The sequence below is a fragment of the Bacillus sp. FSL K6-1033 genome, from assembly GCF_038630765.1.
GTDB lineage: Bacteria > Bacillota > Bacilli > Bacillales > Bacillaceae > Bacillus > Bacillus altitudinis.
Genome location: NZ_CP152041.1, coordinates 3,523,085 through 3,538,564 on the forward strand (window position 1 = coordinate 3,523,085; position 15,480 = coordinate 3,538,564).

The window sequence follows — 15,480 nt, forward strand, 5'->3', positions numbered from 1 at the left end:
AGAGAAAGCCTTTCTTGTTATGAAGCGCATTCAAGACATGATAAAATGAACATATTCTACAAAAGGAGTGATGTATTGATGAAAGAGGAAATGATCCAGCGATTCACAAGTTATGTAAAAGTGGATACACAGTCTGATGCAGACATGGAGAGCTGCCCATCCACTGAAGGACAGCTGAACTTAGCAAGGCAGCTAGTTGAAGAGATGAAATCCATCGGCATTCAAGAAGTGACAATGGATGAAAACGGTTATGTCATGGGCACGATCCCATCTAACACTGACAAAGAAGTGCCAACCATTGGCTTCCTAGCTCATATCGACACAGCCACTGACTTCACTGGCAAGAACGTGAAACCGCAGATTCATGAGAACTATCAAGGCGGGGACATCACGTTAAACAAAGATCTACATATCGTATTATCTCCAGCACAGTTTCCAAATTTACAAAAATACCAAGGACATACGCTCATCACGACTGATGGCACGACCCTGCTTGGTGCAGATAACAAAGCAGGTATCGCAGAAATTATGACCGCCATGCATTACCTGATTGAGCATCCAGAAATCAAGCATGGAAAAATTCGTGTCGCCTTCACACCAGATGAAGAGATCGGCAGAGGACCTCACAAATTCGATGTTGATGCCTTTGGCGCTTCTTATGCTTATACGATTGACGGCGGCCCGCTAGGAGAGCTTCAATATGAAAGCTTCAACGCCGCAGGTGCAAAAGTATCAATTAAAGGAAACAACGTCCATCCAGGGACAGCAAAAGACAAAATGGTCAGTGCTGCAAAGATCGGCATGCTCTTTCACAACAAACTTCCTTCAGATGAATCTCCAGAATACACAGAAGGATACGAAGGCTTTTTCCATCTCACAAGATTTGTAGGAGAAGTAGAAGAAGCAGAGCTGCAATATATTATTCGTGATTTTGATAAAGAGAAATTCAACAAGCGCAAAGCACTGTTTGAAAAAATCGCAAACGACTTAAAAGCGGTCTACGGTGAAAACAGCATCACCCTTAGCATTCAGGATCAATATTACAATATGAGAGAAAAAATTGAACCAGTCAAACATATCGTAGACATCGCTCATGAAGCCATGGAAAACCGCTCAGTGACACCTGTCATTGAACCAATCCGTGGCGGTACAGATGGCTCACAGCTTTCATATAAAGGACTTCCAACGCCAAACATCTTTACTGGCGGGGAAAACTTCCACGGTAAATATGAATTCATCTCTGTAGAGAACATGCTGAAAGCGTCAGAAGTGATCGTGGAAATTGCACGTTTATTTGAAGAAAAAGCATAAACATGTTTACAACCGTTCCTGTTCGGGAACGGTTTTTTAATAAAAGTTTACAATTTTCTGAAACTTTTATGACACTTAATCGTACTAATAGAGACAACCCCAGAAAAATTCTTCTTGACGAGTGCAATAACTGGAAATATAATAGTTAAAAACAACCAGTATTTTAGACCTAAAAAAGCAGCAAGAGTAAACCTTTAGAACTAAACGCTATTTGCTAACTATTTTCAGTTATAAACATCACTCACCCTGTCTACACTTAAAGAATAGGATGAATTGGAGGAATGTCATATGATGATTTTATTGATTATCGCTTCACTTTGCAGCTACTTACTATTCTCTTTCAAAAAAGATAACCGCACCCAAAAACGAAAAAGCGCAGAGCTTTCGGAGTTTGAAATCTTTCGTATGCGCCGCCACTACAACGGCAAACGCCGTCACCCACTAAACGATGCACCCAAACAAGTATAAATGTAAAAAGAAGAGCCTCGTCACCAGGGGCTCTTTTTATGTATAAAAAAACGACCAAATTCATGGCCGTTTCTCTTGTTTATTTATACACCTTCGCAGGTACTTGAATCATAGGAATTCCTACATAGTACGGTGAAATTTCATATGGCTGGAAGACAACAGCGATTCCCTTTTTCGTGAAGTAGTACTGCGTGTCGTAGCCGATTTGAATATCGCTTTTTTTCAGATTCGCATAGAATTTACTTTTATGCTTCTTTGTGTAGTTATAGATATAATCTCTTACTTTTGTACGCTTTTTCTTTGTTTTTACCACATCTGTAAAGTACAGTTGCTTTGTTTTTTTCTTTGTTAACACATAGTTCATGCTCGTAACCATCGTATCCCCGTGCATACTACCGTCATTCATGTAATCATAGTTTAGGATACTTAGTTTCTTCCCATTGTTAAATTTCGTTTTAAACGATCTCTCGTATGTGATCTTCCCAATGCCTTCTTTTTTCGCTTCGTCCTTTAAGAACAAGTACGTAGAATAAGAGAATGCAATATCATCTTTTAAATCGCGATTGATGGTTTTCATATGCGCCTTACTAAGGTTTTTCACCTGTGCATATTTAAACGTTTTTTTCTTTTTATAATAGTGTGTACTTACTTTTGCTTTTTTCACTTGTTTGGCATCCGCAGATCCAACTGGCGCAAACAATGAAACAATCAGCGAAAAAATGAGCAGGCTGATCGTTAGGCCTTTCTTCATTGTCATAGTAAAAACCCCCATTTTTGTCTATTACCAATTGAGTATACCATGACAAAAGAACCAAAAGAAGTGTTTTCTTCCATATTATTCTTTATTTTTCATGTGAGGTTTGTTTACCGTTTTCATAAGTTCCTGTATGCTTAAGATAGAATGTTAGATGAAGTGTGGTGTTTATCATAGAAGAGAATATTTTTAGTCATATCCGGACAACATTTCATAGTTTGTCCCCTACCCAGAAAAAGATTGCCAATTACATTTTACAAAACCCTCAGAAAGTTGTGCTTCATTCGATTAGTGCACTCGCTGCTGAATGCAACACAAGTGAAACGACGATCTTTCGTTTTCTACGAAAAATTGGCTATGAGTCCTATCAAGTGTTTCGTGTCCATGTCGCGCAGGATATTGCGACCAATACACCTCAATCCATATACGGTGAGATCGAAGCATCTGATAGTGTCGCAGATATTAAACATAAGGTCATAGAGTTAACAACCAACTCTATTCAGGATATGAAACATATTTTAGAAGACCAAGCTGTGACACAATTTATTCAGCAAATGAAACAGGCACATAAAACCGTCTTCTTTGGAGCAGGTGCCTCCAGTTTTATTGCCGGAGATGCCTATCATAAGTTTCTCCAGCTTGGCTTTGAAGTGAGTCTATGCAGTGATCCTCATATGATGAATATGATTGCAACACATGCAACGGAACATGATTTTATCGTCGCGATCTCACATTCAGGGGAAAGTAGAGAAATCCTTGATGCCGTGCAATTTGCAAAGGAAAAAGGTGCAACGGTCGCCTCGATTACGAGCTATCCGAAATCAGAGCTCGCCAAGAAATCCGACTTTCATCTGCTCAGTTCATCGAGAGAAACAACCTATCGTTCTGACTCAATGATTTCTCGTATTAATCAGCTTGTGATTATTGATGTTTTGTACGTCACAGCTGTTTTAGAATTAGGATCAAATGCAATCGACAACGTCAAACGTTCTCGATTAGCTGTAGCTAAAAATAAAACATAATCGACCATAGACCGGAGCTGTTTCCGGTCTTTTTTTTGTGACTTTTCTCATATTTTCCGTTGACACATTCCTATTTCGTCATGTACATTAAATGAACAATAGTTTATTTCCTACTATTAATTTAAATCGATAGTATATATACTAACAAAAAGAAAAGAAAGCGCTTTTTGTAAGGGGTTTCTAAATAGGAGGCGGACAAAATGGCAAAGCAAATTGGATTCATTGGATTAGGCATTATGGGGAAACCTATGGCACTCAATCTATTAAAAGCCGGTCATACTGTGACTGTTTTCGATATTCATACAGCAGCTGTTCTAGCATTAAAAGAATTGGGCGCAAATGCCGCTGCATCAGCTGCTGAGGCAGCATCTGAAAGCGATATCATAATCACGATGCTTCCAAAAGGTGAGCATGTAGAAGCAGTTGTAGCAGGTGAACAAGGCATATTGGCTACAGCAAAACCTGGCACGATTATTATAGATATGAGCTCTATTTCACCTGTTACTTCTAGAGCATTAGCGGCACTGGCAAAACAGCATCAGGTCGAATTTATCGATGCTCCTGTCAGTGGCGGAGAGCCAAAGGCGATAGACGGGACACTTGCGATTATGGCGGGCGGAGAAAAAGAGATTTTTGAACAAGTAAAGGATGTCCTCTATGCCATGGGCACAGATGTCGTATTAGTTGGATCAAATGGAAGCGGGACAACCGCTAAGCTTGCGAATCAAATCATCGTCAACTTAAATATCGCTGCCATGTCCGAAGCACTCGTCCTTGCCGCTAAGTCTGGCATTGCGATTGATAAAATGTATGAAGCCATCCGAGGTGGACTGGCAGGAAGTGCTGTACTCGATGCGAAGGTTCCTCTCATTTTAGAACGAAACTTTGAGCCTGGCGGACGTATTGACATCAACTTAAAGGATTTAACCAATGTCATGGAAACTGCCCACGATATCGGCGTTCCTCTCCCGCTTTCTAGTCAACTGCTGGAAATCTTCCACGCCCTCAAAGCGGACGGAAAGTCTGGACTTGATCACGGTGGGATCGTTCAATATTACGAAAAAATGGCTCATGTTGAAGTGAAGAAAGGATGAGGTTCTATGAAACAAAGCATTGAGTTACTAAATGCCATTCCGAAAGCGGATTCAGACCGCATTCAATCAGCATACGAACAAGCACTAAACCATTTCCACCATAAAGTGATTGTATTAGACGATGACCCAACAGGCATTCAAACCGTACACGGCGTCTCTGTTTTCACCGATTGGTCAGAGAAAAGCATTGAAGCTGGTTTTCTTGAAGACAGCCGTATGTTCTTTATCTTAACCAACTCTCGCAGTATGACAGAGAAAGAAACGACGGTTCTTCATGAAACGATCGCATCAACGATTGTGAAAACGGCTGAACGGCTTGATCAAGATTTCATCATTGTCAGCCGGGGGGACTCCACCCTGCGTGGACACTTCCCGCTAGAGACTGACATTCTCAGAACGACCATTGAACAGCAAAGCTCCCGCCAATTTGACGGCGAAATCCTTCTTCCCTTTTTTAAAGAAGGCGGCCGCTTTACGATTGGCAATATTCACTATGTACAGGAAGGTCACGAATTAATTCCTGCTGGTGACACAGAATTTGCATTTGATCGTACATTCGGATTTCAATCTTCTCACCTCGGAGAATGGATCGAAGAGAAATCAAACGGATCGTTCACTAAGGAAAACACTACTTATATTTCTTTAGAAGATATCCGGGCTTTACGTATTGAACAAATCAAGGATCAGCTGATGACCGTGAAGGATTTTCAAAAAGTGGTTGTAAATGCAGTAGACTATGACGATGTCAAAGTCTTTGTCATTGCCCTCATAGATGCCATCAAAGCAGGTCAGCACTTTCTATTTAGAAGTGCAGCAGCTCTCACAAAAGTGCTTGGCGGTGTTGAGGATCAAGCACTATTAACTAGACAAGACTTAATACAGGAAGAAAGCACGCACGGTGGCCTCATCATGGTCGGTTCCCATGTCAAAAAAACAACCGAACAATTGCGAGCGCTGCAGCAAAATAAAGACATCGCATTTATTGAATTTGATACACACCTCGTGTTAGAACCTGAAGCATTTCAAGAGGAAATTGACCGCGTGATTCAACAAACTGAACGGCTTTTAACAACCGGGCAATCGGTTGCTGTTTATACAAGGAGAGAACGGCTTGATCTTGGGGACGATCGTCAAGAAGAAGAATTGAAACTGTCTGTTCAGATTAGTGATGCTGTGACGAGCATTGTTCAGCGCCTCTCCATTCGCCCTAAGTACCTCATTGCCAAAGGTGGAATCACCTCTAGCGATATTGGAACAAGAGGACTCAGTGTCAAACGTGCGACCGTCGCAGGTCAAATCAGACCAGGTATTCCCGTTTGGCAAACAGGAGAAGAAAGCAAATTCCCATTTATGTCTTATGTGATTTTCCCGGGAAATGTTGGCTCAAAGGATACGTTAAAAGAAGCAGTAGACATACTTGAAGGATAAAGCAGAGGGGGCGTTTCACGCTCCCTTATGCAGCACAAGGAGGAAAGATCATGTCGTTAGTTTTTATCGGACTTGGCGTTTTGTTATTACTTTTACTCATGGTTGTCTTTAAGTTAAACGCTTTCATTTCGTTGATTATTGTCTCTTTAATCGTTGCCGTTTTAGAAGGCATGTCACCACTTGAAGCGATTGCTTCAGTCGAAAAAGGGCTTGGAAGTACACTCGGCCATCTGGCGTTGGTTCTTGGCTTTGGAGCGATGCTTGGTAAATTGATGGCTGATTCTGGCGGAGCTCAGCGTATTGCCATGACACTCATCGACCGCTTTGGTATCGGGAAAATCCAATGGGCGACGATGCTGACTGGATTCGTTATCGGAATTGCTCTATTTTATGAAACCGGATTCATTATTCTTATTCCATTAGTCTTTACCATTGCTCAAGCCGCAAGACTTCCTGTGTTGTATGTGGGAATGCCGCTCGTCGCTGCACTCATTACAACACATGGCTTCCTCCCTCCTCACCCAGGGCCGACAGCCATTGCCAATGTATTTCAAGCCAACATGGGACAAACCTTATTGGTTGGAATTATTTTAGCCATTCCTGCTGTTTTAGTAGGCGGACTTCTGTTTACGAAACTATTTAAGAAAGATCAACTGCATGCACACATTCCTAAGGACTTGTTTAATCCAAAGGAATTTACAGAAGAGGAAATGCCAAGCTTCGGCATTAGTATTTTCACCGCTATTTTACCTGTATTGCTCATGACATTCAGAGCATGTTTAGAAATTTTCTTCCCGTCCTCCCCGCTGCTACCGGCGGCTGAGTTTTTAGGTGAGCCGGCGATTGCCCTATTAATCTCTGTGCTGCTTGCCATCTACACATTTGGTCTTGGCAGAGGAAAGAGCATGCAGGACGTCATGAAGTCGATTACGGATTCAATTGGCTCCATTGCGATGATTCTATTGATCATTGCAGGCGGCGGCGCCTTTAAACAGGTGCTCATTGACAGCGGTGTTGATCAATACATTGCAGGGATTATGCAAGGAAGCACACTGTCTCCTCTGCTCCTCACTTGGCTGATTGCAGCTGTCCTTCGTGTCTCTTTAGGGTCAGCGACTGTCGCAGGTCTCACAGCAGCTGGCATTTCTGCACCGCTGATTGGTTTGACGGGTGTCAGCCCAGAATTAATGGTGATTGCAACAGGCGCCGGCAGTATAACATTCTCTCACGTGAATGATGCGGGTTTCTGGATTTACAAAGAATACTTTAATTTGTCGATGGCTCAAACTTTTAAAACTTGGACATTAATGGTGACTGTTCTATCACTTGTTGGATTAGCTGGTGTTCTCGTCGCTGATTTGTTTATGTAGGAAAATAAATAGGAAAAACCATTGACTTTTTCTCGAAAAGATTGAATAATTGTGTTTATTAAGAAAATTGAATCAAAGGTAACCTTATTAAGAGTGGTGGAGGGACTGGCCCTGTGAAACCCGGCAACCGCTGTTCCTAGGAACAGAATGGTGCTAATTCCTTAAGCAAGCTGATGCTTGTTTGAAGATAAGGCAGAGATCTCACAGTATATGATGCTCTTCCTTATCCAAGGAAGAGCTTTTTTATTTGATTTATAACTTGAAGAAAGAAGGGATTCAGCATGACACAAGTACAAACCATTGGTAAAAAAACAACAAAGCCGCCATTTCGCGCAGATCAAGTAGGGAGTTTACTTCGTTCTGAACGCATCAAAGAAGCCCGCAAGCAAAAAGCAGACGGTACACTGACAACAGAACAGCTCAGACAAATTGAAAACGAAGAAATCACTCGTATTGTAGAGAAGCAAAAGGAAATTGGATTAGAGGTTGTCACAGATGGAGAATTCAGACGTGCATGGTGGCATTTTGACTTTCTAGAAGGGCTTGATGGGGTCGAAGGATTTGAAGCAGACCAAGGCATTCAATTCCACAATACGACGACAAAAGCGAGAGGCATCAAAGTAACAGGTAAGATTGATTTTACTGATCATCCAATGCTGGAGGATTATCGCTTCCTTCACAGCATCGCGGGTGATCATACGGCTAAAATGACGATTCCAAGTCCGAATATGCTCTTTTTCCGTGGAAAGCTTGAAGAAGGAGTATACGACAGCTTAGATGATTTTCACCATGACGTGGCACAAGCTTATAAAAAAGCCATTCGTGCTTTTTATGATGCAGGCTGCCGTTATCTACAGCTAGATGATACAGCTTGGGCCGTGTTCTTTTCTGAAAAAGGCCATGAACAAATCAAAGCCTTTGGCCGAGAAGAAGATGAACTGCGTGAGTCATTTGCGAAGACAATCAATGAAGCGGTTGCCGATCGACCAGATGATTTAGTGATCACCATGCACATTTGCCGTGGTAACTTTAAATCAACATGGGCAGCCGAAGGTGGTTACGAAGCAGCGGCAGAAACGATTTTTGCGGGTCTCGATTTGGATGGTCTCTTCTTAGAATTCGACGATGACCGTTCTGGCGGATTCGAACCCCTTCGTTATGTGAAAAATCCAAACCTTCAAATCGTACTAGGTCTTGTCACTTCAAAGTATGGGGAACTTGAACCCGTTGATCAGATCAAAAGAAGAATCGAGGAAGCGGCACAATATGTGGACATCAACCAAATCTGTTTGAGCCCACAATGTGGATTCGCCTCAACAGAGGAAGGCAATTTGTTAACAGAAGAACAGCAATGGGAAAAGCTGCGTCATGTGATTGAGATTGCGGATCAAGTGTGGACATCATAGTCCACTCACAATAAAAAGAGACAAACCGTTTGATCAGCGGTTTGTCTCTCTTTTTTATGCGTCTAAATGCTTTCCATTTGTCGCGATCACTTGTTTATACCAATCAAAGCTTTTCTTTTTCTTTCTATCTAATGTACCGTTGCCTTCATTGTCACGGTCGACATAAATGAAGCCGTAGCGTTTTTTCATTTCAGCTGTTGATGCGCTGACAAGATCAATTGGGCCCCAGCTTGTGTAGCCGATCAGATCAACGCCGTCTGCGATCGCTTCTCTTGCCTCAAGCAAATGACTTCTTAGGTAATCAATTCGGTAATCGTCTTGAATGGAGCCGTCTTCTTCTACTTGATCCACAGCACCCAATCCATTTTCTACGATAAACAATGGTTTTTGGTAGCGGTCATATAGTTGGTTTAGTGTTGTACGAAGTCCTTTTGGATCAATTTGCCAGCCCCAATCACTTGCTTCTAAATAAGGGTTTTTCACGCCTTCAAATAGGTTACCACCAGTCACTTGTCCAAGAACCTCTGGATCTGTACTTGTCACAAAACTCATATAATAGCTGAAGCCAATATAGTCGACTGTATGGTTTCTTAGAATGTCTTCGTCACCGTCTTGGAATTCAATGTTGATGTTATTTTCCAGGAAATAACGTTTCATGTATCCAGGGTAATAGCCTCTCGCCTGTACATCTGAGAAGAACAATGTTTTACGATCTTGATCAATCGCAGCAAACATATCTTCAGGTCTTGAGCTGTACGGATATGTGGTCATCGCTGCAATCATACAACCGATTTTCGCATCTGGAATGATTTCGTGTCCTGCTTTAACAGCTAGAGCACTTGCAACAAATTGGTGATGCGCTGCTTGATATTGAATGCTTTTCTCGTCTTCGCCTTCTTCAAATACAAGGCCACCCCCTGTGAAAGGAGCATGTAAGACGACGTTAATTTCATTGAAGGTCATCCAATATTTCACTTTATCTTTAAAGCGAGTGAACAATGTTTTAGCGTATGTTTCATAAAGACCCACAAGCTTACGGTTTCTCCATCCGCCGTAGTTTTTCACAAGTGCAAGTGGCATTTCATAGTGAGAGATCGTGACAACTGGCTCAATTCCATGCTTATGCAGTTCATCAAATACTTTTTCATAGAAAGCGAGGCCCGCTTCATTCGGTTCCGCATCGTCGCCATTTGGGAAAATACGTGGCCAAGAAATGGATAGTCTGAAGCACTTGAATCCCATTTCTGCAAACAGGTCAATATCTCCTTTGTAACGATGATAGAAGTCGATCGCATCATGATATAAGTTAAGGTCCTTCATTGATTCATCGAATGGGTGCATAATACCGTGTGGTGATACATCCGCTGTGGATAAGCCTTTTCCATCTTTGTTATAAGCGCCTTCAATTTGGTTGGCGGCTACTGCGCCGCCCCATAAGAAACCTTTAGGAAATGTTTTTTCTAAATTGGTCATGTTGAATGCCCTCCTCATTTTCTTCTACACTGACTGTAAGCAATGTCTCTTTTACTGTAATCGCCCCATCTGTTTTCGCATTAACTTGTGCATAATCATTTGTGTTGGTGACGATAATTGGCGTTGTTACATCATAGCCATCTTGCTGAATGCCCTTGATATCAAATTCAACTAGCAGATCTCCTGCTTGAACGAGATCACCTGACTCTACATGACTTGTGAAATGTTTACCGCCAAGTTTTACGGTATCAATCCCCACATGGATGAGAAGCTCTGTGCCTTGATCACTCTTTAAACCAATGGCATGTTTCGTTTGGAAAATGGTTTCAACCTTGCCGTTGAACGGTGCTACTACACGTCCAACTGTTGGGACAATGGCTGTTCCTTTACCCATGATTTCATTAGAGAATGTTGCATCATTTACTTGATTGAGCGGCTTTAGTTGACCTTCAAGCGGGCTTTGTACCACTTCATTTTGAAGCGCTACTGTGTCTTTCTTTTCTTCTGGTTTGTCTGCTTTTGTATCATCTTTCACTGGTACATCTTTGAACCCTAGAACAAGTGTCATGATGGTTGCTACAACAAAGCCGATCACTAATCCAATGATGGAGTAAACAAATGTCGGTCCAATGAACGTTGGGAGACCTGGAAGACCTGCTGATCCTGATATCACATATGACTTTACTTTGAAGATAGACATGAACATGCCGCCTGCTGCTGCACCAATGAGGGCTGCAAGGAACGGTTTTTTCAATCGCATGTTCACACCATACATAGCAGGTTCAGTAATACCCATTAACGCAGTGATACTTGTAGACATCGCCAATGATTTGAATGTTTTGTTTTTTGATCTTAAGAAGACACCGAATGCTGCGCCTGCTTGTGCCATATTCGCTACAAACATCATTGGAAGAATGAAGTCAAAACCGTTTAATGTAATGTTGTTGATCATGATTGGAAGTAGTGCATAGTGCATGCCCGTAATGATCAATGGTGACATAAAGCCACCGATTAAGAGTCCGGCCAAAATACCTGCATGTTTGAACAATAAATCAATTCCACCTGAAAGGCCATTTCCGATAATACCACCAAGCGGTCCAACCGCGATGAGCATAACTGGTACCACGACAAGAAGTGTAACTGTTGGAACAAGAATGATTTTTAGTGATTTCGGACTATATTTTTCCGCGAATCTTTCAACATATGAGCCGAGCCAGATCGTGAGTAGAATTGGAATCACCGATGAAGAGTACACAACGGCAACCACTGGCAAGCCTAGAAATTCTGTATTTCCTGCACCTAGTAAAGCAGTGAGCTGCGGGTGCAGTGCGGCTGCTGCAATGGCAGCGGCGATATACTGATTTGTGCCAATTTTTTTGGCTACGCTTACAGCGAGCAGAATCGGTAAGAAGTAAAAGGCTCCGTCTCCGATAGCTGTTAAAATCGCATATGTGCTGCTTTTATCTGAGATCCATTGGAACGTCAGCATTAATGCCAAGATCCCTTTGATCATACCAGCTCCAGCGATGGCTGGAAGAATCGGTGTGAAGACACCAGAGATAAAATCGAAAAGCTTTGAAATCACATTTTGTTTTGATGCTTCTTCTGAATCGCCTGACTTTACATCTGTTGATAACCCAGAATCAGCAATCATTGCTTGATAGACGTTTGATACGTCGTTGCCAATAATGACATGGTATTGACCGCCGCTTTGATTCACGCCCATGACGCCGTCTGTTGATTGCAGCTTCTCTTTATCCGCTTTGCTTTCATCGTATAGGTTGAAGCGGAGCCTTGTCATACAATGCGTGACTTGCTTTACATTCTTTTCACCGCCGACAAGCTCTAGAACTTCTTTTGCTGTTTGTTTGTGGTTCATTGTGTTACCCTCCAATCGTTGATTTCATCTTGATATAGAAAAAACCTAAACATCCATTAATGCCCAAAAAATAGCGATTCAGACATTAATCGATATTTAGGTTTTGCCTGCTTAACCAGTAACAATCCTTCATAGCGATTGATCGTTATTCAATTTTATAAGCCTTTAGATACAAAAAAACCTAAATCATGCCTTATCAAAGATAGGGACAATGATTTAGGTTTTGCCTGCTTGACCAGTAACAATCCTAAAAGATTGTGGGTTATTGAGTTTATAGTTATAAATTAGCATGTTAATTTTGATATGTCAACGCTTTCTTTTTAATTTATTTTCTTTTTATGACTCGATCGATGTGCAAAGTTAAGTATAACATCTCATCTTCTATGAGACTTCGGTTGTATTCTTTTTGAACATAGTCATTAATTTTCTCCGTACATTGAAAAGCGGCTGTATTTTTTTCCTTTACCACTTCATACAGAAACTCATTTTGATTTTCCATTTGTGTTTCGTTAAACAGACGCTGTCCAAAAAACTTCAAATGCGTGACAAAACGGAAATAATTTAATGATTCTTCGTCCAAATCAATTTGGAAATGATACTTTACGATGTTCAAAATATCTTGAATCAGTTTTGTAATTTGAATGACATTCGGCATTTCCTCATTCAGTTCTGCATTGACAATATGCATCGCAATAAAGCCTGCTTCATCCTCGGGAAGATGGATGTTGAGCTTGTCCTGTATGATCCGAATCGCTTCTACACCACACATGAATTCCTCTTTGTACAGCCGTTTGATTTCCCAAAGCAAGGCATTTTTAATGTCCATTCCTTTTTGATGACGTTCAATAGCAAAGGTAATATGATCCGTTAACGTGACATAGATGCTGTCATTTAAATTTTTGTTAAGGGTCGTTCTCGCGTGATCGATAATTGCCTCACACACTTGCATATACTCGATCGGAATATCATAAAGCAGGGTTTTGAATTTTTCTGATATATCTTTATTTTGAATGGAAAATACTTTTTCGATACGTTCTTCGTCAATCGGGTCTCCGCTTTTCTTTTGAAACGCAATCCCTCTGCCCATAATGACCAGCTCATGCTGCTCGTCATCATACGCACTGACCACATTATTGTTGATTACTTTCGAAATGATCAATTGATCCCCCCCAGTACATTCCGCTTTTTCGAGCATTTCATTGTTGATTGATATGTCATTTTATTATTATTTTCAAAAAAGAGGACTTTAAGATGATTTTACATTTTTTTTTGATACGGTCAACTAGAAAGAATGACATATTACCTCTCAGAAATGACGATTTAGGGGCAAAAAGGCTAAAAATAGACAAAAAACACTCTTCAAAAAGAGTGTTTTTTACAAAATTAGGAGCAATCCCAGTTATAGACGACATCTTCGAAATGTTTTCGTTTGAGGTCTTCTGGTTTGATAAAAAAGTTAGCAATGCCGCAATCTCCCCACAACATGTCCACTTCATCATCTGAGTCAATTTGCAATAATAGCACAGTATGTTCTTGGTCTACATAGGTACGCGGGTCTTCTTGTGTAAAACCTGGGTATCCGCCAACTTTATGGCCAAAACCACTTGCTGTCTCATAAAATTCATCTAGCAATTGATCTGCTTCATCACCATCAATACCAACAGCATCTTCGAATAGATCCCAGCTTTGCTTTCCTGTGACTTTTTCAAAGCGGAAATCTCCTACACTGATCGTTTCGCTTGATAATTCACCTGTAATCGCACCTTCCTTCGTAACTGGAAAATAAAAATCGTCAGGAATTTTCACGAATGAAAAATCAGTCAATAAGTCTTCTTCAGCTAAGAAAGGTTCCTCAATAAATTTGATCCGAAAATCTTTTTGCTCTGTTTTTTGGTCAATATTCATCCCATAAAGATCATCATGTACAGAAATAAACACTTGCAAAAGTCCTGTTTCTGGGTAATCTTTCAGCTTTGGCAGCTGGCCGAAATTGATTTGTGCCAGCAGCTTCATAGGATGGCCTTCTCCATCAACGGGATATTCGTCGTTTTTTGGGAAATAAGGATCACCTGCTATTTTGCTGTCATATGGTCCTGTTTTTCCTTGTTTTATCTGTAATTGAATCAGTGGTTTTTCAGTTTGATCTAACAATGGACGGTAAGGCGCAAGTACTTCTTGCAGCTTTGCTGATTGTGTCAAGATGGTCTTCCTCCTTATGAATAGGTCTAATGATCAAAACAGGTCTCTCTTTTTCTATCATACAGAAGTGTAACTTCCCTGTCAGTGAAAAACCCGTCAATATCGTGACAAAAAACTCACTTTAACACGTTAAAAAACCTCCGATACGGCTGGAGGTTTTGTGATTCGTTTATTTATTTCACTTGATAATTCACTAAGTCTGTTGCCAATGATTTCATCGTTTCGTTCGTTTCGTGCAGCCCCTCAATAATTTTTGTGAAAGTGCCAACGAGTTCTGCTTGATGTTCAGAAGAAGCCACGATTTGTGCTATTTCTTCTTCCATTCCTTTGATAGAGCCTTGCACATCTTTTAGCGCTGTTTCAATATCAGTCGTTGCTTGCTTCGCGTGAGTAGACAGCTTTCTCACTTCTGTAGCAACCACCCCAAAGCCTGCTCCTGCTTCACCTACTCTTGCAGCCTCAATGGATGCATTGAGTCCAAGTAAGTTCGTTTGATCAGAGATACCTTTGATGAGATTAGACACTTGGTTGATTTTAGAGGAATTTTCGACAGTGGTTTTTGTATTTTGTAGAATTTGTTCACTTGTCGCTTGTAGTTCCTCTGAATGTGCGGCCACTTGCTGTACCATTGCGACTAGTTTTTCGGAAGCTTCGTTGCTTTCCGTCATGATGTGATCTAATCGTTGTTGATTCGTTTGGTCATATGCTACACAGAAGGCAGCGATCACTTGACCACCCTCATCTTTAATCGGGACGGCGACGATATCCATTGGAATTCCGTACACCTCTTTAGGAATCTGGATAAACGATGGTTCCCGCCCATTTTTTAACATTGAAAAGTTTTGGAAACTAGCATCTACTGTATCACCAGCTTTAAATCCTAAGTCAATGTTCCCGTGCTGCTGATAATAGAGAACCTTCTCTTTCCCTAATACAGAAAAGGTTAGTTGCTCTCTCATAGCTAGTCCAACGATTGGTAAAGCGTCTATTATGTTATCAATTCTCTGTGACATTCGCTCACGTTCACCCTCTCTTTTTCTCAGTACACTCTCTTTATCGGTTCTTTATATGATCTA

At 41.1% G+C, this 15,480-nt stretch carries 13 protein-coding genes and 1 riboswitch; of the genes, 7 read left to right on the plus strand and 6 right to left on the minus strand.

Going from position 1 to position 15,480, the window contains the following annotated elements:
* Nucleotides 1-78: 78 nt before the first annotated feature.
* Nucleotides 79-1,311, plus strand: a complete 1,233-nt coding sequence (gene pepT / locus MHH31_RS18115) for a peptidase T (protein WP_342495068.1) — start codon at nucleotides 79-81, stop codon at nucleotides 1,309-1,311.
* A gap of 288 nt (nucleotides 1,312-1,599) precedes the next feature.
* Nucleotides 1,600-1,779, plus strand: coding sequence for a hypothetical protein (locus MHH31_RS18120; protein ID WP_342495508.1), 180 nt, complete (start codon nucleotides 1,600-1,602; stop codon nucleotides 1,777-1,779).
* A 79-nt stretch (nucleotides 1,780-1,858) separates the two neighbouring features.
* Here the strand turns inward: MHH31_RS18120 and MHH31_RS18125 are convergent, their stop codons facing one another.
* Nucleotides 1,859-2,536 (minus strand): DUF3298 and DUF4163 domain-containing protein, encoded by a 678-nt coding sequence (locus MHH31_RS18125; protein ID WP_024719231.1) that lies wholly within the window; start codon nucleotides 2,534-2,536, stop codon nucleotides 1,859-1,861.
* Nucleotides 2,537-2,697: 161 nt separating this feature from the next.
* Here MHH31_RS18125 and MHH31_RS18130 point away from each other — a divergent pair, with 161 nt between their 5' ends.
* From MHH31_RS18130 to MHH31_RS18150, 5 genes are all read left to right on the plus strand, one after another.
* Nucleotides 2,698-3,555 carry a MurR/RpiR family transcriptional regulator gene (locus MHH31_RS18130; RefSeq protein WP_301232105.1) on the plus strand — a complete coding sequence of 286 codons (858 nt, stop codon included), beginning with the start codon at nucleotides 2,698-2,700 and terminating at the stop codon, nucleotides 3,553-3,555.
* Between the two features lie 200 nt (nucleotides 3,556-3,755).
* Nucleotides 3,756-4,649 carry a 2-hydroxy-3-oxopropionate reductase gene (garR, locus tag MHH31_RS18135; protein WP_342495069.1) on the plus strand — a complete coding sequence of 298 codons (894 nt, stop codon included), beginning with the start codon at nucleotides 3,756-3,758 and terminating at the stop codon, nucleotides 4,647-4,649.
* 6 nt (nucleotides 4,650-4,655) lie between these two features.
* Nucleotides 4,656-6,077, plus strand: coding sequence for a four-carbon acid sugar kinase family protein (locus MHH31_RS18140; protein ID WP_212359531.1), 1,422 nt, complete (start codon nucleotides 4,656-4,658; stop codon nucleotides 6,075-6,077).
* 50 nt (nucleotides 6,078-6,127) lie between these two features.
* On the plus strand, nucleotides 6,128-7,447 hold the full coding sequence (locus tag MHH31_RS18145) for a gluconate:H+ symporter (RefSeq protein ID WP_008345676.1): 1,320 nt from the start codon (nucleotides 6,128-6,130) through the stop codon (nucleotides 7,445-7,447).
* A gap of 81 nt (nucleotides 7,448-7,528) precedes the next feature.
* A riboswitch (SAM riboswitch) is annotated at nucleotides 7,529-7,641 on the plus strand.
* 87 nt (nucleotides 7,642-7,728) lie between these two features.
* A complete protein-coding gene (locus MHH31_RS18150) occupies nucleotides 7,729-8,853 on the plus strand; it encodes a 5-methyltetrahydropteroyltriglutamate--homocysteine S-methyltransferase (protein ID WP_342495070.1) in 1,125 nt (374 codons plus the stop codon).
* A gap of 54 nt (nucleotides 8,854-8,907) precedes the next feature.
* Here the strand turns inward: MHH31_RS18150 and MHH31_RS18155 are convergent, their stop codons facing one another.
* From MHH31_RS18155 to MHH31_RS18175, 5 genes are all read right to left on the minus strand, one after another.
* Entirely contained in the window at nucleotides 8,908-10,326 is a 1,419-nt protein-coding gene (locus tag MHH31_RS18155; protein WP_342495071.1) for a glycoside hydrolase family 1 protein, read from the minus strand.
* Nucleotides 10,298-12,205, minus strand: a complete 1,908-nt coding sequence (locus tag MHH31_RS18160; protein WP_342495072.1) for a beta-glucoside-specific PTS transporter subunit IIABC — start codon at nucleotides 12,203-12,205, stop codon at nucleotides 10,298-10,300. Before MHH31_RS18160 ends, MHH31_RS18155 begins: the two co-directional genes overlap by 29 nt.
* A 325-nt stretch (nucleotides 12,206-12,530) precedes the next feature.
* Nucleotides 12,531-13,364: a PRD domain-containing protein gene (locus tag MHH31_RS18165; RefSeq protein WP_342462102.1), complete on the minus strand. Its 834-nt coding sequence runs from the start codon at nucleotides 13,362-13,364 to the stop codon at nucleotides 12,531-12,533.
* A gap of 224 nt (nucleotides 13,365-13,588) precedes the next feature.
* Nucleotides 13,589-14,404 carry a YwqG family protein gene (locus MHH31_RS18170; RefSeq protein WP_268372642.1) on the minus strand — a complete coding sequence of 272 codons (816 nt, stop codon included), beginning with the start codon at nucleotides 14,402-14,404 and terminating at the stop codon, nucleotides 13,589-13,591.
* A 173-nt stretch (nucleotides 14,405-14,577) separates the two neighbouring features.
* The gene (locus MHH31_RS18175; protein ID WP_283933257.1) at nucleotides 14,578-15,417 is read right to left on the minus strand and encodes a methyl-accepting chemotaxis protein; all 840 of its coding nucleotides are present in this window, start codon (nucleotides 15,415-15,417) and stop codon (nucleotides 14,578-14,580) included.
* Between the last annotated feature and the right edge of the window lie 63 nt (nucleotides 15,418-15,480).